Raw genomic sequence first — 22,976 nt, 5'->3', positions numbered from 1 at the left:
TCCGCGCCACGGGTCACGCCGACGCCTTCGCGAGCGCCAGGTTCAGCTCGAGCACGTTCACCACGGGCTCCCCGAGGAACCCGAGCTGCCGCGCCTCGGTGTGCTGCTCCACGAGCGTGCGCACCGCCGACTCCGACATCCCCCGCGCAGCGGCCACGCGGGACACCTGCTGCAGCGCGTACTCCGGGCTGATGTCCGGGTCGAGGCCGGAGCCCGACGCCGTCACCGCGTCCGCCGGCACGTCGGCGACGGGGACCCCGTCGGCCTTCGCGACGGCGGCCTTGCGCTCCTCGATCGCCTTGCGGAGGTCGGGGTTCGAGGGCCCGAGGTTCGACCCGCTCGACGCCCCGGCGTCGTAGCCCTTCTCCCCCGCGGCGCTCGGCCGCGACTGGAACCACCGGTCGGCTCCGCGGCCGTCGAACGACTGCCCGATGAGCGACGACCCGACGACGGTGCCGTCCGACGACGTCACCATCGAGCCGTTCGCCTGGTCGTGGAACGCGGCCTGGCCGACGCCCCACACCGCGAGCGGGTAGGCGATGCCGAGCACCACGGTGCTGAGGAGGGTGAGCCGGACGGCCACCCCGAGTGAGCGGAACGAGGAACGAGATGCAGACGTCATGAGGAGAACCCCGGGATGAGACCGACCACGAGGTCGATGAGCTTGATGCCGATGAAGGGGACGACCACGCCGCCGAGCCCGTAGAGGAGCAGGTTCCGGCCGAGGATCGACGATGCCGATGCAGCGCGGTAGGCGACGCCACGGAGGGACAGCGGGATGAGCGCCACGATCACGAGCGCGTTGAAGATGACTGCGCTGAGGATCGCGGACGCGGGACTGTGCAGCCCCATGACGTTGAGCGCGGCGAGCCCGGGGAACGCCATCTGGAACATCGCGGGGATGATCGCGAAGTACTTGGCGATGTCGTTCGCGATCGAGAACGTCGTGAGCGCCCCGCGGGTGATGAGCAGCTGCTTGCCGATCCGGACGACGTCGATGAGCTTCGTCGGGTCCGAGTCGAGGTCGACCATGTTGCCGGCCTCCTTCGCCGCGGTCGTCCCGGTGTTCATCGCCACGCCGACGTCCGCCTGCGCCAGGGCCGGGGCGTCGTTCGTGCCGTCACCGGTCATCGCGACGAGGTTGCCGCCCTCCTGTTCCTTGCGGATCAGGGCGAGCTTGTCCTCGGGGGTGGCCTCGGCGAGGAAGTCGTCCACACCGGCCTCGGCGGCGATCGCCTTCGCGGTGCGCGGGTTGTCGCCGGTGATCATCACCGTGCGGATCCCCATCTCGCGCAGCTCGGCGAACCGTGCCGCCATGCCGTCCTTGACGACGTCCTTGAGGTGGACGACCCCGAGCAGCGTGACCGCACCGGAGGGTGCGCGGCGTCCGACGACGAGCGGGGTTCCGCCCTGGTCCGAGACCTCGACCACCGTGGCGTCGATGGCCTGCGCGACCGCTTCGGGAACACTAGTTGAGCCGGTTGCAGCCCAGGCGAGCACTGCCGACGCGGCACCCTTGCGCACGGAGCTGCCGTCGGGCAGGTCCACGCCAGACATGCGCGTCTGTGCGGTGAAGGGCACCTCGACGGCACCGGCGGGGAGGTCCGGGGCGACGCCCGCTCCCGCGGCGAGGTCGACGATGGACCGCCCCTCGGGGGTCCCGTCCGCGGCGGACGACAGGGCGGCCGCCTCCATCAGGGCCGGCTCCGTGACACCGGGGACCGGCACCACGCGCGACGCCCGACGGTTGCCGTACGTGATCGTCCCGGTCTTGTCGAGCAGCAGGGTCGTGATGTCCCCGGCGGCCTCGACCGCACGGCCGGACATCGCCAGGACGTTGTGCTGCACGAGTCGGTCCATGCCAGCGATGCCGATCGCGGAGAGCAGGGCACCGATCGTCGTCGGGATGAGGCAGACGAGCAGGGCGATGAGCACCGGCACGCTCACGGTCGCCCCGACGAGCCCGGCGATCGGCTGCATCGTCAGGCAGACGATCACGAACACGATCGACAGCGAGGCGAGCAGGATGTTCAGCGCGATCTCGTTCGGCGTCTTCTGCCGGGCGGCACCCTCGACGAGCCGGATCATCCGGTCGATGAAGGTCTCACCGGGGGTCGACGTGATGCGCACGACGATGCGGTCCGAGAGCACCCGGGTGCCGCCGGTGACGGCACTCCGGTCGCCGCCGGACTCGCGGATGACCGGGGCGGACTCACCGGTCACGGCCGACTCGTCGACGGACGCGATGCCGTCCACGACGTCGCCGTCGCCCGGGATCACCTCGCCCGCGACGACGACCACGACGTCGCCCTTGGCGAGGTCAACGGACGCGACCTCCTCGGTCTCGTTGCCGGTCGCCGCCGCGTCGGACCGGTCGTACCGGAGCACCCGACGGGCACTCGTGGTCGAGCGGGTCTTCCGCAGCGTGTCGGCCTGTGCCTTGCCCCGGCCCTCGGCCACCGACTCCGCGAGGTTCGCGAAGACGACGGTGAGCCAGAGCCACACGGCGATGGCGATGGTGAACGCGGACGGCTCGACGACGGCTGCTGCCGTCGTCAGCGCGGCGCCGACCTCGACGATGAACATGACGGGGTTCCGCCACATCAGTCGCGGGTCGAGTTTGCGCAGGGCACCCGGGAGGCCCGCCACGAGTTGACGGGGTCCGAAGGCGGACGAGCGTGTGGCCGGCCTGGAGGCGCTGGTCGCCTCGTGCTCGGAGGTCGCGGTGGTCATGGTATCGGCTTTCATCGGGCGAGGGCTTCTGCGAGCGGTCCCAGTGCGAGCACCGGGAAGTAGGTGAGTGCGGTCACGACGACGGCGACGCCGCCGAGCAGGACGATGAACAGCGGCCGGTGCGTGGGCAGCGTGCCGACGGTCTCCGGCACCCGGTCCTGGGTCGCGAGGGACCCGGCGAGCGCCAGCACGAACACCATCGGGACGAACCGGCCGAGCAGCATCACGACGCCGAGCGCGGAGTTCATCCACGTCGTGTTCGCCGTCAGGCCGCCGAACGCCGAGCCGTTGTTGTTCGCGCCCGAGGTGAAGGCGTAGAGGAGCTCGGACAGGCCGTGGTTGCCCGGGTTGAAGATCGACGTGCCGACGACCTGCTCGCGGACGCCCGGGAGCACCAGGGACAGGCCGGTGCCGAGGAGCACCAGGGTCGGGGTGACGAGGATGTAGAGCGACGCGAAGGTCATCTCGCGGGCCCGGATCTTCTTGCCGAGGTACTCGGGGGTCCGACCGACGAGCAGCCCGCCGATGAACACCGTGATGACCGCGAGCACGAGCATCCCGTACAGCCCGGAGCCGACGCCGCCGGGGGTGACCTCGCCGAGCATCATGTTGACGAGCGCCATCATCCCGCCGATCGGCGTGAAGCTGTCGAACATGCCGTTCACGGCGCCGGTCGACGTCGCGGTCGAGGTCGTCCCGAAGAGCGTCGTGCCGAGGATGCCGAACCGCACCTCCTTGCCCTCCATGGCGGCCCCGGCGGCGTGGGTCGCGCTGCCGCCGCCACCGAGCTCGGCGATCGACATCACCGAGAGCGAGACGAGGAAGATCGCGCCCATCACGGCGAGGATCGCGTAGCCCTGACGGTCGTCGTCCACCAGGCGGCCGAACGTGCGCGGCAGCGAGAACGGGATGACGAGCATGAGGAAGACCTCGACGAGGTTCGTCCACGCCTGCGGGTTCTCGAACGGGTGCGCCGAGTTCGCGTTGAAGTAGCCGCCGCCGTTCGTGCCGAGTTCCTTGATGGCCTCCTGCGAGGCGACGAACCCGTCCGGGATGTGCTGCGTCCCGCCGACCAGGGTCGTGACGTCGGTGCCGCTCCCCCACGACTGGATGACACCACCGGCGACGAGCACGATCGCGAACACGAACGCACCCGGCAGCAGGAGCCGGCCGGTCCCGCGGACGACGTCCACCCAGACGTTGCCGAGCGTGCCGGAGCGTCGACGGGCGAAGCCGCGGACGAGCGCCACGGCGACGGCGAGCCCGACCGCCGCGGAGAGGAAGTTCTGCACCGCGAGGCCGGCCATCTGCACCGTGTACCCGACGGTGACCTCGGGCGAGTACGACTGCCAGTTCGTGTTCGCGACGAACGACGCCGCCGTGTTGAACGCGAGCGACGGCCCGACGTTCGGCAGCCCGAGGTCGCCGGGCAGCACGACCTGGATGCGCTGCAGGAGGTACACGAGCAGCAGCCCCACGGCACTGAAGAGCAGCACGCCGCGCAGGTACGCGGGCCACGACTGCTCAGCGTCGGGGTCGACGCCGATCACCCGGTAGACCCCGCGCTCGATCCGGCTGTGCCGCGTCGGCGTGAACACCCGCGCCATCCAGTCGCCGAGCGGCCGGTAGGCGACGACGAGCAGCAGCACGAGCGTGGCGACCTGGACGATCCCGGCCCACGTGTCCGCGGTGCTCATCAGAACTTCTCCGGGCGCACGAGGGCCCAGACGAGGTACACGAGCGAGGCGACGCCGAGGACGGCGGCGGCGATGGTGATGACGATCACAGCCGTTCCACCGCCTTGGCGATGAGTGACACCACGCCGAACACGGCGAGGACACCGGCGACGACGAAGACGTCGAACACGAGGGACTCCAGAGGTTCACGGGGTCCGCGCCGGGCGACGCGGACGGCACCACGTGTGGTGCCGAACCGATGCTGGATCCGGCACCGCACCTCCAGACCCGTCCCTAACGGTTTCCTGACGCGCTCCTGACACACGCATGCGCGTCACTAACGCCCGCTCGCTCGCCCCAGCCGCTCGGCGAGCACGGCAGTCGCCGCACGGAGTTCGTCGGGCCCCTCGACGGTGAAGTCCGCGGTGGCACCGGCGAACGCCGCCGCGAGGCCCTCCCACGACCAGGAGCCGCGCGTGAGACGGCACCGGTCCGGGCCGAGCGGCTCGAGCACGGCGTCGTCGGGGAGGTACGGCGCGACGGTCTCGGCCGGCACCTCGAGGACGGCGGTGCCGGTGCACGGCCAGACGTCCTCGCGGTCGGACCCCTTGAACCGCGCGGCCACGAACGCTGCCGGATCGCCACCGGGCGCGGGACGCGGTGCGAACGGCACGCGCGTCCGCATCCGCGGGGTGATGCGGTCGACGCGGTGGGTGCGCCAGTCGTCGCGGTCGAGGTCCCAGTCGAGCAGGTACCAGCGGCCGTTCCGGGCGACCACCGCGTGCGGCTCGACCCGGTGGGGCGTCTCGTCGGGGCCGTACCCGAAGCGGAGGACCTCGCCGAGGTGGACGGCCTCGCTCACCGCGACGAGGACCTCCGGGTCGACGGGGGTGCGACCGGCCGAGGTGACCGCGTCGATCGCGTCCACCCGTGTGCGCAGACGCGCGGGCATCACCTGCCGCACCGTCGCGAGCGCACGGGCGGCCGATTCGGCGATGTCCGCGCCGGACGCGGGCGCCACGGCGAGCGCGATGGCGATCGCGACCGCCTGGTCGTCGTCGAACAGGAGCGGGGGCAGGTCCGCACCCGCTGCCAGCCGGTACCCGCCGGCCGGGCCGCGCAGTGCCTCCACGCGGTAGCCGAGGCCGCGGAGCCGGTCGACGTCGCGGCGGAGCGTGCGCGGGCTGACCTCGAGCCGTCCGGCGAGCTCGTCGCCGGGCCAGTCCCGGTGCACCTGCAGCAGCGAGAGCAGCGCGAGCATGCGCGAGGACGGTCCGGACATGCCTCCAGTATCGGTGGAGAAGCGGACAGGATCTGACCGCAATGCCCGGGATGCTGGTCCCATGAGCATCGAAACGACAACCCACCTCAACTTCGACGGACAGGCCCGCGCGGCCCTCGACTTCTACGCCTCGGTCTTCGGCGGCGAGGTCGCGTCCATGACCTACGGCGCGATGGGCGCCTCGGACGAGCCGGACTGGGCCGACCGCATCGTCTGGGGTCAGGTCGCCACCGACGCCGGGCTGCGCGTGATGGCCTTCGACGTCTGGCCGGGGCAGCCGTGGGACCAGGGCACGAACGCGTTCTACGTGTACGTGCACGGTGACGACGCGGCCGAGCTCGAGCGGTACTGGGCGGCGCTGTCCGAGGGGGCCGAGATCCGGCAGCAGCTCGGTCCGTCGGCCTGGGCACCGCTGGCCGGGCAGCTCCGCGACCGCTTCGGCGTCATCTGGGCGCTCGACGTCGCGTGACGTTTCCGAGCCACTTCCCCACGAAATCCGACCGCCGGTAGCGTGCCGGCATGCCCGAGTTCCGTCCGATGCCCGGCTACGAGCTCGGCGACGGGTGGGTGGCCGCGCGTCGACGCCGCTCCCGGTTCGGCCGGGTGTGGCGCTGGGCCGGCCCGCCGGTGGCGCTCCTCGCCCTCGTCGCGGCCGTGCTGCTGTTCCGCTGGTACGCGGGCGTGGCCGACCAGGTCCGGTGGGAGTGCGCCGTGTCCACCTGCGGGACGAACGACCCGCGGTCCTTCGCGCCGGAGGGGTGCTGGGCGCTCCTGGTGCTGTCCGCGCTCGGCGTTGGACGGCTGCCGGGGCGCTGGTGGTGGCGAGCCGGACTGCTGCTGGCGTTCGCCGTCGTCGCCGCGTGGTCGATCGACTGGTGGCGGCTGCCGGGGACGGACCTCGGCCTGTTCGTGACCCCGATCGGCGCGGGTGGTGTCGGCGCCGTGCTGCTGCTCGCCCGGATCGGGATCGCGGTCGACCGCGCGCGCGGACGGTCCCACACCGCACGGCGGCGACCGCGGTGACGGGCGGTCAGCGCGCGGGACTCCACGTGCTGACCGTCACGGCAGCGGTGACGCTCGTCGGCGCGAACACCTGCCCCGGGTCGACGTGGTGGTGACTCGGCCCCATGTGCACCACGTCGTGGACGTCCTCGGCGGACAGCTCCATCGTCCACGTGAGGTCCTCGGCCGAACGCTGCTCGAACGCGGGCGTGAGGGAGTCGTGCAGCCGCCGTTCCTTCTCGGGGTCCACCGTGATCGTCGCCTCGGCCAGCTCCGCCAGGTGTCCGGTGCGCGGGGTCACCACCACGAGGAGGCCCTCGGGGTGCAGCACACGGGCGTACTCCGTCTGGTTGCGTGGCGCGAAGACGTCCAGCACGACCGCGGCTGCGCCGTCGACGACCGGGAGGCGCTCGGTCACGTCCCCGACGACGGCCCCCGCACGCTCGTGGATGCGAGCGGCCCGTCGGATCGCGACCGCGGACAGGTCGAGTGCGACCCCGAGCCGCGAGACGGCCTCGAGCGCGTGCGCGAGGTACGTGCCCGGCCCGGACCCGACGTCGAGGACGACACCGGGCACGTCCACGGAGGCGACCGCCCGGGCCACCGCCCGTTCGACCGGCGCGTAGTGCCCGCGCCCCAGGAAGCGGAGTCGGGCGTCGACCATCTCCGGCGTGTCCGCCGTCAGCGCACGACGCTTCGCGGGCAGCAGCGTGAGGTGCCCCTGCTTGGCCTCGTCGAACCGGTGGCCCGTGGTGCAGCCGACCTGGCCGCCGTCGACTCGGCCGAGGGGCTCGGCGCAGACGGGGCAGGCGAGCATCGGCAGCAGGTCGTCACGCACCGGCCCAGCGTACGGGGCCTCGCTAGCCTGGCCGGATGTCGCTGCAGCAGCTCTTCGGCCTCGACGGACGCACCGCCCTGGTGACGGGAGGCAGTTCCGGCATCGGGCGAGCGATCGCCACCGCCCTCGCGGACGCCGGCGCGCACGTGCTCGTCGCGGCCCGGACCGCGGCGACCATCGACGCCACCGTCGCTGCGATCCGGCAGGCGAGTGGCTCGGCCGACGGCATCGTCGCAGACCTGTCCACGCGCGCCGGAGCCCACGCCCTCGCCGACACTGCGGGCGATGTCGACGTGCTCGTCAACTCCGCGGGGATCAACCTGCGGCCGGCCATGGCCGACCTCGACGAGGACACCTGGGACGCCACGATGGCCGTGAACCTCGACGCGCCGTTCGTGCTCGGGCAGCGGCTCGCGCCCGGCATGGCCGCTCGCGGGTACGGCCGGATCATCGGCATCAGCTCCCAGCAGGCGCACCGGCCCTTCGCCGCCAGCGGCGCGTACGGGGTCTCGAAGGCGGGCCTGGAGGCGCTGGCCCGGTCCCAGGCAGAGGCCTGGTCCGGGCACGGGGTCACCTCCAACGTCCTCGTCCCCGGTTTCGTCCGGACCCCGCTCAACGAACGGCTCAGTGCCGAGCCCGCGACCGTCGCCGCCCTCGCGGCACGGACCCTGGTCGGGCGGAACGGGCTCGCCTCGGACTTCGCCGCCGCCGCGGTGTTCCTCGCCGGACCCGGTTCGGCGTACGTCACGGGGCAGTCGATCGCGGTCGACGGCGGGTTCTCCGTGCACTGACCCCGGTACGGTCGGGGCATGGCCGTCATCCACCGTGCAGAACTCCGCCCGTCGAAGCTCGAGGCGCTCGCCGCCTGGCTGCCGGACCAGCCCTGGAGCGGGGTGTCCGCCGGCGACGACCTCGCGATCGCGGGGAAGTTCCGGTTCGACGACCCCGCGGGCGAGGTCGGCGTCGAGACAGTGCTCGTGCGCACCACGGACGGCCGGGTGCTCCAGGCACCGCTGACCTACCGCGGCGCACCGCTCGACGGTGCCGAGGCCTTCCTCGTGACCGAGATGGACCACTCCGTGCTCGGACGACGCTGGGTCTACGACGCCGTGGGCGACCCGGTGTACGCCGACGTCCTGCGCCGGGCGATCGCCACGGGCGGGCACGAGGCCACCCTCGAGCGCGCCGACGGATCCGGGGCGTGGGGCGCCGAGGGGACGGCATCGGGCAGCGGGTCCGACGCCGACTCCCGCACCGTGACGGCCGTGGACGCGCAGACCTCCGGCGCCCTGACCTCCGTCGCGACCGACCACGGGACGCTCGTCGTCGCCCGTGTCGTCGGGGCGGAGCTGCCCGCAGGCCGCACGCTCACCGGCAGCTGGTCCGACGGGACCGGCGTGCTCGCGGTCCTGGTGCCCTGAACCGGACCACCTGACGGCCGCGACGTCCGTGGTGGGGCCGAGCCGCGCCTCCCGTCCGTCGCTCGCGCCGATGCCGGTACGGACAGGGCCTGCCTGCCCGGGCACGCCGATGGCAGGATCGAGGGCGTGAAGACACTGGAGTTGCCACAGACGGACCTCACCGCCTCCGACGTCGTCGTCGGCCTGATGCGGATCAACGACATGAGCGACGAGGACATCCGCGCGCTCTACCGCGCCTCGCGCGACGCGGGCGTGACCATGTTCGACCACGCCGCGGTGTACGGCGGGTGGCACGGCTGCGAGGAGCGCTTCGGCTCGGCCGTCACCCTCTCCCCCGCCGAGCGCGCCGAGATCGTGCTGCAGACCAAGGTCGGCATCCGCCCGACCCCGAACGGCGCGTACTTCGACTTCTCGTACGAGCACATCATCGAGTCCGTGCACGAGTCCCTCACGGCACTGCAGACCGACCACATCGACGTCCTCCTGCTGCACCGCCCCGACGCCCTCGTCGAGCCGCAAGAGGTCGCGAAGGCCTTCGACGAGCTGCACGCCGCCGGCAAGGTCCACCACTTCGGCGTCTCGAACCACACGCCGGGGCAGGTCGACCTGCTGCGCCGCTCGGTGCGGCAGCCGCTCGCGTTCAACCAGGTGCAGCTGAGCATCACGCACGCGAACGTCATCGCGCAGGGCGTCACGGCGAACATGGGCGGCCTCGACCAGTCGATCGACCGCGACAACGACATCCTCAACCACTCGCGCAGCAACGACATCACGCTGCAGGCCTGGTCGCCGTTCCAGAAGGGCTTCTTCGACGGCGTCTTCCTCGGCGACCGTGAGCACTACGCCGAGCTGAACGACGTGCTCGAGGAGCTCGCGGCCGCGCACGGGGTCACCCCGACGGGCATCGCCGTGGCGTGGATCACCCGCCACCCGGCGCACTTCCAGGTCGTCCTCGGCACGACGAACCCGCAGCGAGTCCGGGACTCTGCCGCCGGGTCGGACGTCGTGCTCTCGCGCGAGGAGTGGTACCGCGTGTTCACCGCCGCGGGGCACACCGTCCCCTGAGCGGATCGGGCAGGGTGGGACCCGTGCTCCACGACCTCACCCTGCCCGTCCCCCTCGTCGCCCGCTCCGGCCCGGTCACCGTCCGGGACGCCTCGCCCGACGACCTCGACGCCCTGATGGCGCTGCTGTCGGACGACCCGATCAGTGCCGCACGCGGGGACGTCGCCGCGCCGGAGGACGAGCCGCTGTACGCCGCCGCGCTCCGGGCGATCGTCGAGGACCCGGCGAACGCGCTCCTCGTCGTGACGGACGAGCGGGACGTCGTCGTCGGCACGCTGCAGCTCACGCGGATCCCCGGGATGGCCCGGCGTGGGTCCGCCCGGCTGCTCGTCGAGGCCGTCCGGGTGAGCAGTGGCGTGCGCTCGGGCGGGATCGGCAGCGCGGTGATGCGGTGGGTGGTCGACGTCGCCGCCCGGGAACTCGGGACGCCGCTCGTGCAGTTGACCTCGGACGCGGACCGGACGGACGCGCACCGGTTCTACGAGCGGCTGGGGTTCACGGGCTCGCACCTCGGGTTCAAGTACCGCGTGCGCTGAGGTTCTTTCCCAGAACGCTCGCGATGCAAGGACGTTTCGCGCATACCTGGTCAGAACTCCTGACCAGGTATGCGCGATTCGACCCGGTACGCCTCAGTCGGCGTCGACGTCGGCGCGGGTGGGGGCGCTCGGGACCGCCACGTCCACCGGCGACACCCCCGCGGGGTCGGCCGACGCTCCGCCGACGACGTCGAACGTGATGCCGAGCTCGGCGGCCGACTCCTCGTCGAGCTCGAGGCCGTCTTCCTTCACCTGGTCCTCGGGGATGGCACGGCCACCGGACGGGTCCCACGAGTTCGCGATCGACATGCGCCCGAGCATGCCCGGTCCGCTTGGCAATCGCCCTGGAAACGCGTCAGAGATCGTCCGGGTGCAGGCGGTCTCCGGCCTGCGGTCGGCGGAACACCGGGCCGCCGCCGGCCTCGTCCTCGTCGTCGTGACGGACCGGCGAGACGCTCGGGTCGGCGGAGTCCTCGCCGACGTCGGCGCCGCGGTCCTCCTCGATCTGCAGTTCGTCCTCGTCGGAGCCGTCCACGGGGATCGAGCGGCCGTCCTGTTCGGGATCGAAGGGTGTGCTCATCGACATGGGCCGAGCATGCCCCCGCCCGGTGAACGGCGGGTCAACGCTGTCCGTCCGCCGCGATCAGCTCGAGCTGGGTGAGCGGCAGGTCGGAGACGGCCGTGAACGTGAAGGCCGTCCCGGAGCCCTGCAACCGGAACACCCGGGTCTGCCCGGCCCAGTCGAACACCGCGTCCTGCACGGCGACGCGGGTGTCCCCGAGCGCGGCCTCCCACGAGTGGACCCCGGGTTCCGCCGCGGTGACCGTGTAGAGCGAGGTCGGGACGTCGGGGACGTCGAACGACACCGAGGTCCCGGCGGCGAGCGCCGTGACCGTCCGCCCGGTGTCGTCGACGAGCGACGAGGCGGGCGACGAGAGGTCGGCGGACGACAGGCCGACCGGCAGCACGTCGACGGGGGTGTCCCGGTACCCGTGCACGTCGGACGCGGACACCGGGCAGGTGTCCGATGCCCAGCCCTGCGGCTCGGGCGACAGCGTGAACACGATCCGCGATGCCGACACCACCACCGAGTGGGGGATGCTCACCGACGTCCAGGGTGCGCCGTCGACCGTCACCGACGCGACGTACGCGCCCTCGGAGCCGTCGGCGACCTCGATGACGGTGGGCGTGCCTCCCGGCTGCTGCAACACCGTCCTGCGGACCGACGGCGGCACGAGGACGTAGGTGCCCGTGGACGGCGCCAGCGGGTAGAGGCCGATCGCCGCGAAGACGTACCAGGCGCTCATCTCGCCGTTGTCCTCGTCGCCGGGGTAGCCCTGCCCGAGGTCGGACCCGACGAAGAGCCGTTGCAGCGCCTCGCGGACGATGCGGTGCGCCTCGTCGTGCCGCCCGGTGAACATCGGGAAGAACGGGATGTGGTGCGCGGGCTGGTTGGAGAGCCCGAGCATCCCCATCCGCACGTCGCGGGCCTCGGTCATCTCGTGGATCGGGAAGCCGTACGAGCCGGAGCGGACGGTCGCGCCGGTCTCCGGGGTGGCGAAGAACGCGTCGAGCGCGGCGTCGAAGCGGGACGGGCCGCCGTGCAGGTCGACGACGCCGGCGCCGTCGTGCGGAGCGGTGAAGGCGGTCCCCCACGCGTTCGTCTCGGTGTAGTCGTCGCCCCAGTCCCGCGGGTCGAACTCGGTGCCGACCCGCCACGACCCGTCGGGGTCGCGCCCGATGAAGAAGCCCCGTTCGGAGTCGAACACGTTCCGGTACTGCAGGGACCGACGGGCGAACCACTCCGACTCGGCCTCGTAGCGGGCGAGGTCGGCGGGTGTCCGGGCACGCGAGGCGAGCAGGCCCGCCATGACGGCGAGGCCCCAGTCGTTGATGGCCGCGTCGAGGGTCCAGCTCATCCCCTCGTGGGTCGCGGTGTCGACGTGGCCGCGGAAGGCACCCGGGAGGCTCCCCTTGCGTCCGACACGCTCGTCGCGCGGCGGGACGGTCGCGTTCCGCAGTGCGCTGCGGTACGCCTGCGCGAGGTCGAACCCGGTGACGCCCTTCACCGCGAGGTCCGCGAAGACGGTGTCGCTCGTGGTGCCGGTCATGCAGTCCTCGGCGCCGGGGGCACTCCACCGGGGCGTCCACCCGCCGTCGTGGTGGTGCTCGACGAACCCCTGCGCGAGGTCGCCCGCCGTGTCCGGGGTGAGCAGGGCGAGGAGCGGCCAGGCGGTCCGGTAGGTGTCCCAGAAGCCGTTCGTGGTGGTGAACGGCCCGTCGACGACCTCGAGTCCGGGCTCGTCGCGGATCGGCTCGGCCTGCACGGAGCCGTACGGGGAGCGGTGCCGGGGGACCCCGTCGCGCGCGGTCTCGCCGGCACGGTTCGGGTAGAGGAACAGGCGGTAGAGCCCCGAGTACAGGCTCGTCAGCTGGTCGGGGGTCGCACCCTCGACGGAGAGCGTGGCGAGTTCGTCCGTCCAGAGCTGCTCAGCACGGGCGCGCATGGTGTCGAAGGGGCCGGCGGCGTCGAGGTTCGCGCGGGCGTCCTCGAACGAGACCGTGGAGATCCCGAGCAGCACGTCGGTGCCCTCGGCCTGGTCGGACAGCGACAACCAGCCGCGGAGCTGCTGCTCGCCGACGGTGGTGTGGTCGGCGGTCACCCCGGGGACCCGGACGTGCACGAAGTGGGGCGGGGTGCCCGGACGGTCGTCGAGCAGGGCCTCGACCACGGCGGTGCCGTCCGTGACCGTCACCGAGACGTCCGAGATCCGGCCGTGGTGGTCGAGCACGATGCTCCGGGTGCCGGTGAACCGGAAGCCGAGGGCGAACTCCCCCGCGGTCATCTCGGCCGTGACGCCCTCGTCGAGGTCGACCCGGTAGCGGTGCGGGCCGTCCTGCTCGTCGTCGTGGTCGAAGCCGAGGGCACGGGCTGCACGGTCGACGTCGGGGGTGTCGAGCGGGGAGGGCATGACCTGGAAGACGCCCCGGTCCCCCATCCACGGTGACGGGATGTGGCTCGTCGCGAAGGCCTGGATCGCCGGGCGGACCCGGCCGGTCGCGTCGGTGCGGTCATGCTCCTGGTAGGCGTACGGCCAGCGGTTGCTCGAGGCGTCCGTCATGGGCAGGCCGAAGACCCCGCCGTGCGGGATGCCGACCAGCGGGGCGTTGTTGCCGCGGGAGAACCGCGAGGACGCCTGCGTGCCGCGGGTCGTGCGGACGTGGTCGAGCGGGGTGCGCGGGGTGGGACGCGCGGGACCGATGCGGACGGCGTCGAGCCAGCCGCGGAGGTGCGGGCGCGACCCGTCTGCGGTCGTGGGGTGCGGGGCGGAGCCGAGCCGCGCCTCCAGGCGGTCGACGACCCGGCCTGCGAGCGGGGTGAGGTCCACCGCCCGACGGTTCCACTGGTCGACCCACTGCTTGCGCGCTGCGTCCTGCGCCTCGGGCGTGAGCGCGTCGCCGTACTGGTCGCGCGCCGCGTCGCTCAGCCGCGTGCCGTCGGTGCAGACCAGGTCGAGCGCGAACGCCGTCGCGTCCCAGAAGTGCGGCAGGTCGTCCTCGGTGGGTTCCGTCGCACCGTCCGGCAGCACGCGCTCCGGGAACCACACCCACGAGAGTTCGTCACCCGACTCGATCGTCCGACCGGCGAACCCGGGGACGACCGCGGCGGCGACGTGCTCACCCGCGGGTCGTTCGACCAGCCAGCCCTCCGCCGAACCGAAGCCGACACCGTTCCGCGCGGCGACGGCCGTCGTCGGGCCACCGCTCCGTTGCAGTTCTCGCACCGGCCCAGCGTATTTGGTCCACCGTCTGGAGGAAAACCCTCGGCGTGTCAGCCCCGGTTGTGCCCCGGCGCGTTCGCCGAGTTCCCGGGGCCGGAGTCGGAGCCGCCCGGACCACTGGTGTCGACGGCCGGGTCGGCGCCGTCCTGCGGAGCCTGCACGGGGTTGGACGCCGGGCTCGACGGCTGCGGCCCCACCGAGGGGTCGTCCGCCGGGTCGCTCGGCTGTGCCGGCTCGGACGGCTGCTCGGCCGGTTCGGACGGCTGCTGTGCGGGTTCGGACGGCTGCTCGGCCGGTTCGGAGGGCTGCTCCGCCGGCTCGGACGGCTGCTCCGCCGGCTCACTCGGCTGCTGGTCGTCGGTCGAGGGCGAGCTCGACTCGGTCGGTGCCGGCGTCGAGGCGTCGTCCCCGTTCAGGGCGAACACGGCGACGACGATGCCGGCGAGCACGAGCACACCGATCACCACGGCGGCGATGATCGGCCCGCGTCGGCGCCGGGGTCGGTCGTCCGGCGCCGGGGCCGGGGGTGCCGCGACCGGGCCACGGGGGCCTCCGGCACGGCCGACCGCTCCGGTCGCGCCGTCCGCACTGCGGCCACCCTGCGCGCCGAGCACCGTGGTCGCGACGTCGTCGGAAGCGTTCGGCCGCTGCGCGTCCAGGACGCGCGTCGCGTCGTCGGCGCCGCCGGACTGCGCGGTCGGCATGGCTCGCGTGGCGTCGTCGGCCCCGGAGGCGCGACTCGCCGGCATCGCCTGCGTCGCCTCGTCCGCACGGGCGGCACCCGCAGCGCCCGCCGCCGCGGCACCGGCCGCCGCACCCGCCACGGCCGGCGTGACCGTGCCGGGACCGCCTGGGAGGAGCTGCGTGGCCGGAGCGGCGTCGTCGTGGCCGAGCGCACGGAGTCGCTGTGCCGCCTCGGCCGCGGAGGGCCGGTCCGCCGGGTCCTGCGCGGTCATGACGTGCAGGAGCGTGCGCCAGGCAGTGGGCAGGTGCGGGTCGATCTCCGGACCGCGGGTGAGGCGAGCGGTCGCGGACTCGACCGCGCTGCCCGGGAACGGCTGCTTGCCGGTGAGCGCCTCGAGGAGCATGAGGCCGAGCGCGTACACGTCGGCCTTGCCGGTGATCGGCTGCGCCAGGACCTGCTCCGGTGCGATGTACGCCGCCGTGCCCATCACCGTGCCGGTCTGGGTGGCCCGGGCGCCGTCCCGCAGCAGGGCGATGCCGAAGTCGGCGAGCTTGACGTGGACGCCGTCGCTCTCGAGCAGCACGTTCGCCGGCTTCACGTCGCGGTGGACGATGCCCTGCGCGTGCGCCGCCGCGAGGCCGTCCGCGACCTGCGCCCCGACACCGGCGGCGGTGGCACGGTCGAGCGGCCCCTCGCGCAGTCGCGTCGCGAGGTCGCTGCCCGGGACGAGTTCCATCACGAGGTACGAGTCGCCGTCGACGTCGTCGAGCGCGGCGTCGTACAGGGTCACGAGTGCCGGGCTGCGGAGTGCCGCGAGGGTCTGGATCTCCGCCTCGGCACGGGCGCGTTCGCCGTGGTCGACCGCTCCGATGCGGAAGACCTTGACCGCCACCTCACGCCCGAGCTGCTCGTCGACCGCCCGGTAGACGGAGGCCATGCCACCGTGCCCGAGCGTTCCCGTGACGCGGTACCGACCGCCGAAGACCCGTTCTTCCATGCGGGGCAACCTACCGGGACGACCTGACGGGTCGCGCACCGCGGCGGAGCGCCGTGAGGTAGAGGCGGTGCGCCGTGATCACCAACGCCAGCCAGGCGAGGCCGAGCGCCCACGCCGCCAGGACGTCGGTCAGCCAGTGGTGGCCGAGGAACACCCGCGAGATGCCGACCGAGACGACGAAGAAGGTGCCGGCGACGATCGTCAGCACCCGGGTCACGAGCTTCGACTGCCGGAGGAGCAGCAGGTAGACGATCGTCCCGACGATGACGGTCGCGTTGAGCGTGTGCCCGGACGGGAACGACGGCGAGTGCTCGTACGGCGGGACGGCATCGCGCAGCGGCGGCCGGGCACGGCCGATGAGGTCCTTGCCCGCGACCGTCATGAGCAGGGACCCGCCCGCGGCCGCGACGAGCAGCACGAGGGGCGTCCAGGCACGACGCTGGATCGTGAACCCGACGAGGAACCCCAGGGCGACGATCGGCATCCCGATGGTGCCGGCGACGTCCGTCCACCAGGTCACGAGGGTGTCGGCCGTCGGCGACCGGAGCGTGAGCATCCAGTCGAGCACGGGGCGGTCGAGCACGGCGACGTCGTCGGCCTCGCGCACGGCGTCGTATACCTCGGAGGCCGCCCAGGTCGCGGTCACGGCGACCCCGATGCCGATCGCGAGGGTGACCACGAGCAGCGGGAGCGCACCCCATCGGTGGCCGAGCGCTGCCCAGCCGTCGGCGGACGCCCGGCCGGCGCGGGTGCGCCACGTCGTGAGGTCGACGTCGCCGACGCGTTGGTCGGGGGCCTCGGGGTGATCGGTCTGCATCGACCCACCCTGCCCGAGTCCCGGTGTGCGGGTGCGGGAGGTCAGCGGAGTGCCGGTGGACGCATCGTGACGGCCACGACGTTCGACGCGCGGAAGACCCTGATCCCCTGGCGCTCCACCTCGCTGAGGATGCCCAGCTCGCACAGCTTCGCCACGGCGTTGCTCGCGGCCTGGTACGTCCTGCCCGTCGCCGCTGCGAGCATCGGGATCGAGACGAACGGCGTACCGATGAGGAAGTCAGCGATCTCCAGCACCATCCCGCGTCCGCCGCTCGCGCGGATGCGCTCGCGGTACTCGGCCTGGACGGCGAGCAGCTCGGTCATGCGCGTGCCGGTGTCGATCGCCGACTGCTCGATGCCATCGGCGAAGAACCGCACCCAGGCGTCCCAGTCCCCGGACGCGCTGACCTCGGCCAGGTGGTCCTGGTACCGCTCTCTCCGCGCCTCGAACCACGGGGACACGCTCAGGAGCGGCTCGGTCAGCACTCCCGCACGCATCAGCTGCAGGACGATCAGGAGCCGACCGAGCCGACCGTTGCCGTCGTTGAACGGGTGGATGGTCTCGAACTGGTAGTGCGCCATCGCCGTTGCGAGGACCGGATCCTCCTGCCGATCGCCGGCATCCTCGATCCAGTGCACGAGGTCCGTGAGCGCCGCGCGCAGCCCGGTACCGGGTGGCATCGGGACGAACCGCGCGTCCTCGATGCCGCCACCACGGGTGCCGATCGCGACCGGGACCTCACGGACGCGTCCTGCCTGCCCGGTGTCGGCAGCCGTGCCGCGGACGAGCAGCCCCTGGAGTTCCTCCAGAAGACCGAGGGTGACCGGCGCGGTCGCGACCCAGTCGAAGGCCCGCTCGGCGGTCTCGACGTAGTTCAGCACCTCGGACAGGGCAGCCGAGCGCCCGCTCCCCCCGACCGCCTCGGCTGCGAGCACGTCGTCCAGCGGCGCGAACGTCCCCTCGAGCGCTGACGTGCTCTGTGCCTCGCGTCGGAGGGTCGGTTGGCGGAGGATCCCGGGGTTCGGAAGCAGGACGGCGCCCTGTTCGAGCCGGCCCAGCGCACGGTTCGCCCGCGAGACAGCGGCCCAGGTACTCCCGCTGAGCGGTGGGGCATCCCCGAGCGGGTGCGGCGAGAAACCGAAGTGGTCGTACCGCAAGCCGGTGCGACCGTCGACACCGCCGACCGGTACGAGCGCACCGAGCGGGCTGTCGCGGAAGCGGGCGATGTTCACCTGACGAGTTTAGGCTCCAGGACTTGAATCACGAGAGAACATGTTCAATCAACAAGCCTGGTACTTGCATCATCGCCAGGTGGTTCAAGTCTTCGTCAGTCCTTCGCGGCGCCGTAGTCGTCGACGACCGCCACCGAGAGCGGGAACACCACCGGGAAGTCGCGGAACAGCAGTCGCCCGGCATCGGCAGCGGCGGCCCGGATCTGCTCGGCCACCCACTCGGCGTGCTCGGCCGGGGTGTGCACCACGATCTCGTCGTGCACGAAGAACACCAGGTGCGGGCCGTCCGTCACCGGCCCCCGGAAGCGCTCGGCGAGCCGCGAGCGCAACGACCCCATCCACGCCAGCGCCCACTCGGCAGCGGTGCCCTGCACGATGAAGTTCCGGGTGAACCGCCCCCAGCTCCGTGCCCGCGACTCCACCGCCCGCTGCATCGCCGGCGTCCCCTCGACCGTGTAGGCCTGGTTCCGCGCCGCGAACCAGGAGGCGTCCGGCACCGGTGACGTCCGGCCGAGCAAGGTCGTCACGGGTTCGCCCCGCTCCCCCGCCCGGGCTGCCCGGCTGACGAGTCCGAGGGCAGCAGGGAACGCCCGCTCGAGCCGCGGGACGAGCCGCCCGCCCTCGCCCTGGGTCGCCCCGTACATCGCGCCGAGCATCGCGCCCTTGGCCTGCTGCCGGGTCTCGACCGCGCCGGAGGCCACGACGCCGTCGTACAGGTCGCGCCCGTCGCCGGCCGCCGCCATCGCCCGGTCGCCGGCCATCGCCGCGAGCACCCGGGGCTCCAGCTGCGCCGCGTCGGCCACCACGAGCTTCCACCCGTCGTCCGCGACCACGGCGGCGCGGATGCCCTTCGGCAGCTGCATCGCTCCCCCGCCGTCGGCCGCCCATCGCCCGGTGACGACCCCGCCGACCAGGTACTTCGGGTGGAACCGACCGTCGTGCACCCATTCGTCGAGCCAGGCCCAACCGTTCGCGGTCAGCAACCGCGCGAGCCGCTTGTACTCGAGCAGCGGTTCGATGACCGGGTGCTCGATCTCCTGCAGCTCCCACTTCCGCGTGCTCGTGACCATGAGGCCGGCCCGGCGCAGGGACTTCAGGACGTCGGCGGGCGAGTCCGGGTTGAGCGACGGGTCACCGAGCCGCTCGCGCACGACGGCCGCGATCTCCTCGAGCCGCCGAGGGCGCACGCCGTACGGCACCCGCGGTCCGAGCGCGTCCTCGAGCAGTCGTTCGTGCACGTCGGCGCGCCAGGGCAGCCCGGCGTGGAGCATCTCCGCCGCCACGAGCGCGCCGGCGGACTCCGCCGTCACCAGGAGCCGCAGCGCACCCGGCGCGGTCGACGACGCGACCGCGTCGAGCTGCGCCCGCAGCTCTGCCACCGGGTCCAGCTCGTCGTCGGGAGGCGACACGTCGAAGAGCGCGTCGTCGAAGAGGCGGGCGTGCGTCGGGCGGGTGACCCGCGCCTCCTGGACGGCGGCATCCCACGCGTCGACGGGCGCGGCGGCGAGCGCGGTGTCCCGTGCCGCGAGGGCCGATCGCAGGATGCGGCGGCACAGGCGCAGGTCGATGCAGCGCCCGACCCGGCCGCCGGCCGCGAGCACGGCCGGGTACCAGCGCGCGGTGTCGTCCCACACCCAGCGCACGTCGGGCGCGTCCCGGGATGCGACGAACGCCGGGAGGCGCGGCTCGTCCACCCGGATCGGCTCGCCGTCTGCGGTCCCCGCGTCGGTCAGGGGCGTCGCGAGGACGCCGCCGTCGACGCGGCGGAGGACGAGGTGCACGGAACGATCATGCCGTGCGCCACCGTCAGTCGAGCTCGACGACCTCCGCGCCGGGCGCGTTCTGCTGCACGGAGGCGATGCCGTTCTTCGCACCCGCCTTCGAGGCGTACCCCTCGGACGTGGCGATGACCTCGCCGTTGCCCGCCTTGAGGTGGAAGCGGTACTCGCCCTTGGCGTCGGTCCAGATCTCGAACTTGCCGGCCATGTCGACTCCTCGCGTCGATCCGATGGTGCCCGTTGTCCGCGGAACGCGGTCTGCTCCGCACGCTCCTGGCCGGGACCGGATCGCGGAAGCCTCAATCCGCGGTGTTCGCGTCCCCGTCACCGCGGGGTCGCTGCGAGGTCCCGCCGCCGGGGCGGACCGCGGCGCTGTCGGAGACGTCGATGCGGACGTCGCCGTCCTCGGCGCGGGACACCTCGACCCGTGGGTCGGCGTCGTGCTCGTCGGAGCCGGACATGCGTCGGAAGGTGTCCTGGCGGCGTTCTTCGAAGGACATGTCGACACCGTCGTCGAGGTGGTCGCGGTCGGGCTTCGTCATGGGAGGGACGGTACGCCCGGGGTGCTGGCACCGGGTCGGGCCGCTCCGGACGATCGCGCTCCGGGCGGTCGCCCCGGGTCGGCGACCCGGATCGTCCCGGTGCGGGCCGTCCAGTGCTCGCCCGACCGCCACCGGGCTGCGACCCCGGCGGCGAGGCGGCCGGAGGGGATCGACCCGCGTGACACCGCCGCGCGGGCGTCGGGCAGCGTCGTGCCGAGGACGAACTTCGCGACACCGCCGTCCCCTTCGGCGGCGTCACCGGACGAGGGCGGTCCCAGTTCGAAGCGGCGGGCGAACCGTACGAGGTTCGCGTCCGGGCCGAGCACGTCGGCGAGCCCGGGGTCGAGGATCCATGAGCGGCACTGCCACCAGCCGGCCACGTGCGCCGGTGCCACGGCACGGAGGATCGCGGGCGCTTCGTCGAACGATCGGTCGCACGCGAGGGCGTCGAGGGGACCCGTCTCGGGGACGTGGACGCCCCAGGCCGCGGAGCCGTCGGCCGCCGTGTCGCCGATCTCGAACTGGAGGCGCCCCACCGTCACCACGCGGGCGGTGAGGACCGCGCAGAACCAGTCCAGGCCGGTTCCCCGGAGGCCGTACCGCGCGAGCTTGCGGTCGACGTCCGCGATGCTGTCGGCCGCCTGGTCGGCCGAGGCGCCGTGGGCACGGAGCCAGGCCGCCGTCCGGGGTCGGACGGCGCGGAGGACGTGGACGATCGCGCTGTCGGGCAGGCCGTGGACGGTCGATTCGAGTGCGGCGGCCAGCTCTCCTGGGTCGGGGACGGTTCCGATCGCCGCGGCGAGGAGCTCGGTCCCGTCGTGCACGATCCGGTCGTGGTCGGGCCGGTCGCGGTCGAGCCGGTCGCGGCCGGGCCGGTCGGGTTCGGGCCGGTCGTGGTCGGGCGTCACTTCAGTCCGGACGCGGCCAGGCCGTCGATCACGCGGCGTTGCAGCACGACGAACATGATCAGCACCGGTGCCATGGCCATGAGGCTCGCGGCCATGAGCACGGGGTAGTCGATCGTGCGGTCGCTGGAGAGGGTCGCGAGGCCTGCGGCGAGCGGCATGTCCTCGGCACGGGTCGACACGACGAGCGGCCAGAGCAGCTCGTTCCACGACCAGAGGACCGTGGTGATCGCCAGCACGCTGATCGACGGGCGGGCCAACGGCAGCATGATGCGCCAGAAGGTCTGGAACGGGTTCGCGCCGTCCATCCGAGCGGCTTCCTCGAGCTCCGGGGGGAGGTTGAGGAACGCGGTCCGCATCAGGAACGTCCCGAAGGCACTGAACAGCCCCGGTGCGACGATGCCCATCAGGGTGTCCAACCATCCGAGCCCCTGCACGATCTGGTACTGGGAGATCAGGTACACCTGCGACGGGACGAGCAGGATCGACAGGACGATCGCGAGCAGGATCGCCCGGCCGCGGAACCGCATGCGGGCGAACGCGTAGCCGGCGAGGGTGCAGAGCACGATCTGCGCGAGCGTCCGGGTGATCGTGACCATCACCGACGTCCCGAGCTGGCTCAGGAACGGCAGGCGTTCGAACACCTGCGCGTAGTTCTGCCACTGCAGCTCCCCCGGCCAGAAGGTCGGTGTGACGGACTGCACCTGCGCGTTCGTCGACAGGGACATGATGATCTGCCAGAGGAACGGGAACGCCATGACGAACCCGCCGACGCCGAGGACGACGTGGATCCACCAGTGGCTGCCGCCGCGGCGCCCCGGCCGGCGGCCGGTCCTGGTCGGTGTGACGGTGGCGGTCATGCCTGGACCCACTTCCGCTGGAACCGGAACTGCACGAGCGTGACGATGCCGATGAGGACGAAGATCACCATCGCGATCGCCGCCGCGAAGCCCTTGTCGTTGTCGATGAAGCCGGCGCTGTAGAAGTAGAAGACGAGGGACATCGTCTTCGGGATCACCGGGTTGGTGCTGCCGAGGATCGCGTAGAGCAGGTCGAACAGCTGGAAGCTCGAGATGGTCGTGACGATCACCACGAAGAAGATGCTCGGGCTGAGGAGCGGCACCGTCAACGACCGGAACTGCCGCCAGCGAGAGGCGCCGTCGAGCTCGGCTGCCTCGTACAGCTCGGGCGGGATGTCCTTGAGGCCGGCACCGAGGATGATCATCGAGAACCCGAGCGAGGACCACAGCCCGACGAGGCTCACCGCGACGAGTGCGAAGCCGGGCGTCGAGATCCAGTACGGCCCGTCGATCCCGAACAGCCCGATGAACCAGTTCACGATGCCGTAGTCGCCGTTGAACATGATCCGCCAGACGAGTGCGATCGCGGCGGGCATGGCGACGTAGGGCAGGAAGAAGAGCACACGGTAGAACTGCGCGAACCGCAGGCCCGGGGTGTTGAGCAGACTGGCGAGCCAGACCGCCACGGGGATGCCGAGCAGGACGATCACCGTGTAGATCACCGTGTTGAGCAGCGACTGGTAGAGCTGCGGATCGGAGACCAGCCGGACGTAGTTCGCGATGCCGGAGAAGGTGGCGCCGCCGAACACACCCCAGGTGGTGAAGGAGTACCAGAACGTCTGGATGATCGGCCAGATGTAGAACGTCCCGACGCCGACGAGCAAC

23 protein-coding genes and 1 pseudogene are annotated in these 22,976 nt (G+C 72.5%); 6 read left to right on the top strand and 18 right to left on the bottom strand.

All coding sequences use genetic code 11. The features are described from left to right. Window positions 1-13: 13 nt before the first annotated feature. The 5 genes from kdpC to BJK06_RS08940 all read right to left on the bottom strand — a co-directional run bounded on the left by kdpC (window position 14) and on the right by BJK06_RS08940 (window position 5,691). Window positions 14-622, bottom strand: coding sequence for a potassium-transporting ATPase subunit KdpC (gene kdpC / locus BJK06_RS08960; RefSeq protein WP_070417613.1), 609 nt, complete (start codon window positions 620-622; stop codon window positions 14-16). After that, window positions 619-2,733 carry a potassium-transporting ATPase subunit KdpB gene (gene kdpB, locus BJK06_RS08955; protein ID WP_156794819.1) on the bottom strand — a complete coding sequence of 705 codons (2,115 nt, stop codon included), beginning with the start codon at window positions 2,731-2,733 and terminating at the stop codon, window positions 619-621. The genes kdpC and kdpB overlap by 4 nt, the downstream gene beginning before the upstream one ends. 11 nt (window positions 2,734-2,744) lie before the next feature. Continuing rightward, complete coding sequence (kdpA, locus tag BJK06_RS08950) at window positions 2,745-4,430, bottom strand: potassium-transporting ATPase subunit KdpA (protein WP_070417611.1); 1,686 nt, start codon at window positions 4,428-4,430, stop codon at window positions 2,745-2,747. Continuing rightward, entirely contained in the window at window positions 4,430-4,519 is a 90-nt protein-coding gene (gene kdpF, locus BJK06_RS08945) for a K(+)-transporting ATPase subunit F (RefSeq protein WP_070417610.1), read from the bottom strand. Before kdpF ends, kdpA begins: the two co-directional genes overlap by 1 nt. Window positions 4,520-4,746: 227 nt before the next feature. Next, window positions 4,747-5,691 (bottom strand): YafY family protein, encoded by a 945-nt coding sequence (locus BJK06_RS08940; protein WP_070417609.1) that lies wholly within the window; start codon window positions 5,689-5,691, stop codon window positions 4,747-4,749. 61 nt (window positions 5,692-5,752) lie between these two features. Here BJK06_RS08940 and BJK06_RS08935 point away from each other — a divergent pair, with 61 nt between their 5' ends. Beyond that, on the top strand, window positions 5,753-6,160 hold the full coding sequence (locus BJK06_RS08935; protein WP_070417608.1) for a VOC family protein: 408 nt from the start codon (window positions 5,753-5,755) through the stop codon (window positions 6,158-6,160). Between the two features lie 50 nt (window positions 6,161-6,210). Then, window positions 6,211-6,714: a hypothetical protein gene (locus BJK06_RS08930; protein WP_070417607.1), complete on the top strand. Its 504-nt coding sequence runs from the start codon at window positions 6,211-6,213 to the stop codon at window positions 6,712-6,714. Between the two features lie 7 nt (window positions 6,715-6,721). Here BJK06_RS08930 and BJK06_RS08925 read toward each other — a convergent pair whose 3' ends face one another. Next, window positions 6,722-7,531: a putative RNA methyltransferase gene (locus BJK06_RS08925; protein WP_083295155.1), complete on the bottom strand. Its 810-nt coding sequence runs from the start codon at window positions 7,529-7,531 to the stop codon at window positions 6,722-6,724. Between the two features lie 35 nt (window positions 7,532-7,566). On the opposite strand from BJK06_RS08925, the gene BJK06_RS08920 reads away from it, so the two are divergent. The 4 genes from BJK06_RS08920 (at window position 7,567) to BJK06_RS08905 (ending at window position 10,553) form a co-directional block, all read left to right on the top strand. Further along, complete coding sequence (locus tag BJK06_RS08920) at window positions 7,567-8,322, top strand: SDR family NAD(P)-dependent oxidoreductase (protein ID WP_070417606.1); 756 nt, start codon at window positions 7,567-7,569, stop codon at window positions 8,320-8,322. 18 nt (window positions 8,323-8,340) lie between these two features. Continuing rightward, on the top strand, window positions 8,341-8,952 hold the full coding sequence (locus BJK06_RS08915; protein WP_070417605.1) for a hypothetical protein: 612 nt from the start codon (window positions 8,341-8,343) through the stop codon (window positions 8,950-8,952). A gap of 126 nt (window positions 8,953-9,078) precedes the next feature. Then, a complete protein-coding gene (locus BJK06_RS08910) occupies window positions 9,079-10,017 on the top strand; it encodes an aldo/keto reductase family oxidoreductase (protein WP_156794818.1) in 939 nt (312 codons plus the stop codon). Between the two features lie 23 nt (window positions 10,018-10,040). After that, entirely contained in the window at window positions 10,041-10,553 is a 513-nt protein-coding gene (locus BJK06_RS08905; RefSeq protein ID WP_070419337.1) for a GNAT family N-acetyltransferase, read from the top strand. Between the two features lie 93 nt (window positions 10,554-10,646). Here the strand turns inward: BJK06_RS08905 and BJK06_RS08900 are convergent, their stop codons facing one another. From BJK06_RS08900 to BJK06_RS08845, 12 genes and pseudogenes are all read right to left on the bottom strand, one after another. Then, on the bottom strand, window positions 10,647-10,862 hold the full coding sequence (locus BJK06_RS08900) for a hypothetical protein (protein WP_156794817.1): 216 nt from the start codon (window positions 10,860-10,862) through the stop codon (window positions 10,647-10,649). 46 nt (window positions 10,863-10,908) lie between these two features. Then, entirely contained in the window at window positions 10,909-11,139 is a 231-nt protein-coding gene (locus tag BJK06_RS08895; protein ID WP_070417603.1) for a hypothetical protein, read from the bottom strand. 34 nt (window positions 11,140-11,173) lie between these two features. Next, window positions 11,174-14,338: a GH92 family glycosyl hydrolase gene (locus tag BJK06_RS08890; protein WP_258027735.1), complete on the bottom strand. Its 3,165-nt coding sequence runs from the start codon at window positions 14,336-14,338 to the stop codon at window positions 11,174-11,176. 47 nt (window positions 14,339-14,385) lie between these two features. After that, window positions 14,386-16,017: a serine/threonine-protein kinase gene (locus BJK06_RS08885; RefSeq protein WP_070417602.1), complete on the bottom strand. Its 1,632-nt coding sequence runs from the start codon at window positions 16,015-16,017 to the stop codon at window positions 14,386-14,388. Between the two features lie 10 nt (window positions 16,018-16,027). Then, window positions 16,028-16,834: a phosphatase PAP2 family protein gene (locus BJK06_RS08880; protein WP_070417601.1), complete on the bottom strand. Its 807-nt coding sequence runs from the start codon at window positions 16,832-16,834 to the stop codon at window positions 16,028-16,030. A gap of 41 nt (window positions 16,835-16,875) precedes the next feature. Next, complete coding sequence (locus tag BJK06_RS08875; protein WP_070417600.1) at window positions 16,876-18,066, bottom strand: Fic family protein; 1,191 nt, start codon at window positions 18,064-18,066, stop codon at window positions 16,876-16,878. A 95-nt stretch (window positions 18,067-18,161) separates the two neighbouring features. Beyond that, a complete protein-coding gene (locus BJK06_RS08870; RefSeq protein WP_070417599.1) occupies window positions 18,162-19,847 on the bottom strand; it encodes a bifunctional 3'-5' exonuclease/DNA polymerase in 1,686 nt (561 codons plus the stop codon). Window positions 19,848-19,902: 55 nt separating this feature from the next. Further along, a pseudogene (locus tag BJK06_RS08865) lies at window positions 19,903-20,052 on the bottom strand (YegP family protein); the annotation flags it as partial. A 91-nt stretch (window positions 20,053-20,143) separates the two neighbouring features. Further along, window positions 20,144-20,386 carry a hypothetical protein gene (locus BJK06_RS08860; protein ID WP_070417597.1) on the bottom strand — a complete coding sequence of 81 codons (243 nt, stop codon included), beginning with the start codon at window positions 20,384-20,386 and terminating at the stop codon, window positions 20,144-20,146. Further along, complete coding sequence (locus BJK06_RS08855; RefSeq protein ID WP_070417596.1) at window positions 20,383-21,294, bottom strand: hypothetical protein; 912 nt, start codon at window positions 21,292-21,294, stop codon at window positions 20,383-20,385. Before BJK06_RS08855 ends, BJK06_RS08860 begins: the two co-directional genes overlap by 4 nt. Next, complete coding sequence (locus tag BJK06_RS08850; protein WP_070417595.1) at window positions 21,291-22,151, bottom strand: carbohydrate ABC transporter permease; 861 nt, start codon at window positions 22,149-22,151, stop codon at window positions 21,291-21,293. The genes BJK06_RS08855 and BJK06_RS08850 overlap by 4 nt, the downstream gene beginning before the upstream one ends. Beyond that, window positions 22,148-22,975 (bottom strand): carbohydrate ABC transporter permease, encoded by an 828-nt coding sequence (locus tag BJK06_RS08845; RefSeq protein WP_258027734.1) that lies wholly within the window; start codon window positions 22,973-22,975, stop codon window positions 22,148-22,150. Before BJK06_RS08845 ends, BJK06_RS08850 begins: the two co-directional genes overlap by 4 nt. Window position 22,976: the final 1 nt, after the last annotated feature.

This window comes from Curtobacterium sp. BH-2-1-1, assembly GCF_001806325.1.
GTDB lineage: Bacteria > Actinomycetota > Actinomycetes > Actinomycetales > Microbacteriaceae > Curtobacterium.
Note: the sequence above shows the minus strand (reverse complement) of the source record. Positions and strands in the feature narration are given on the sequence as shown.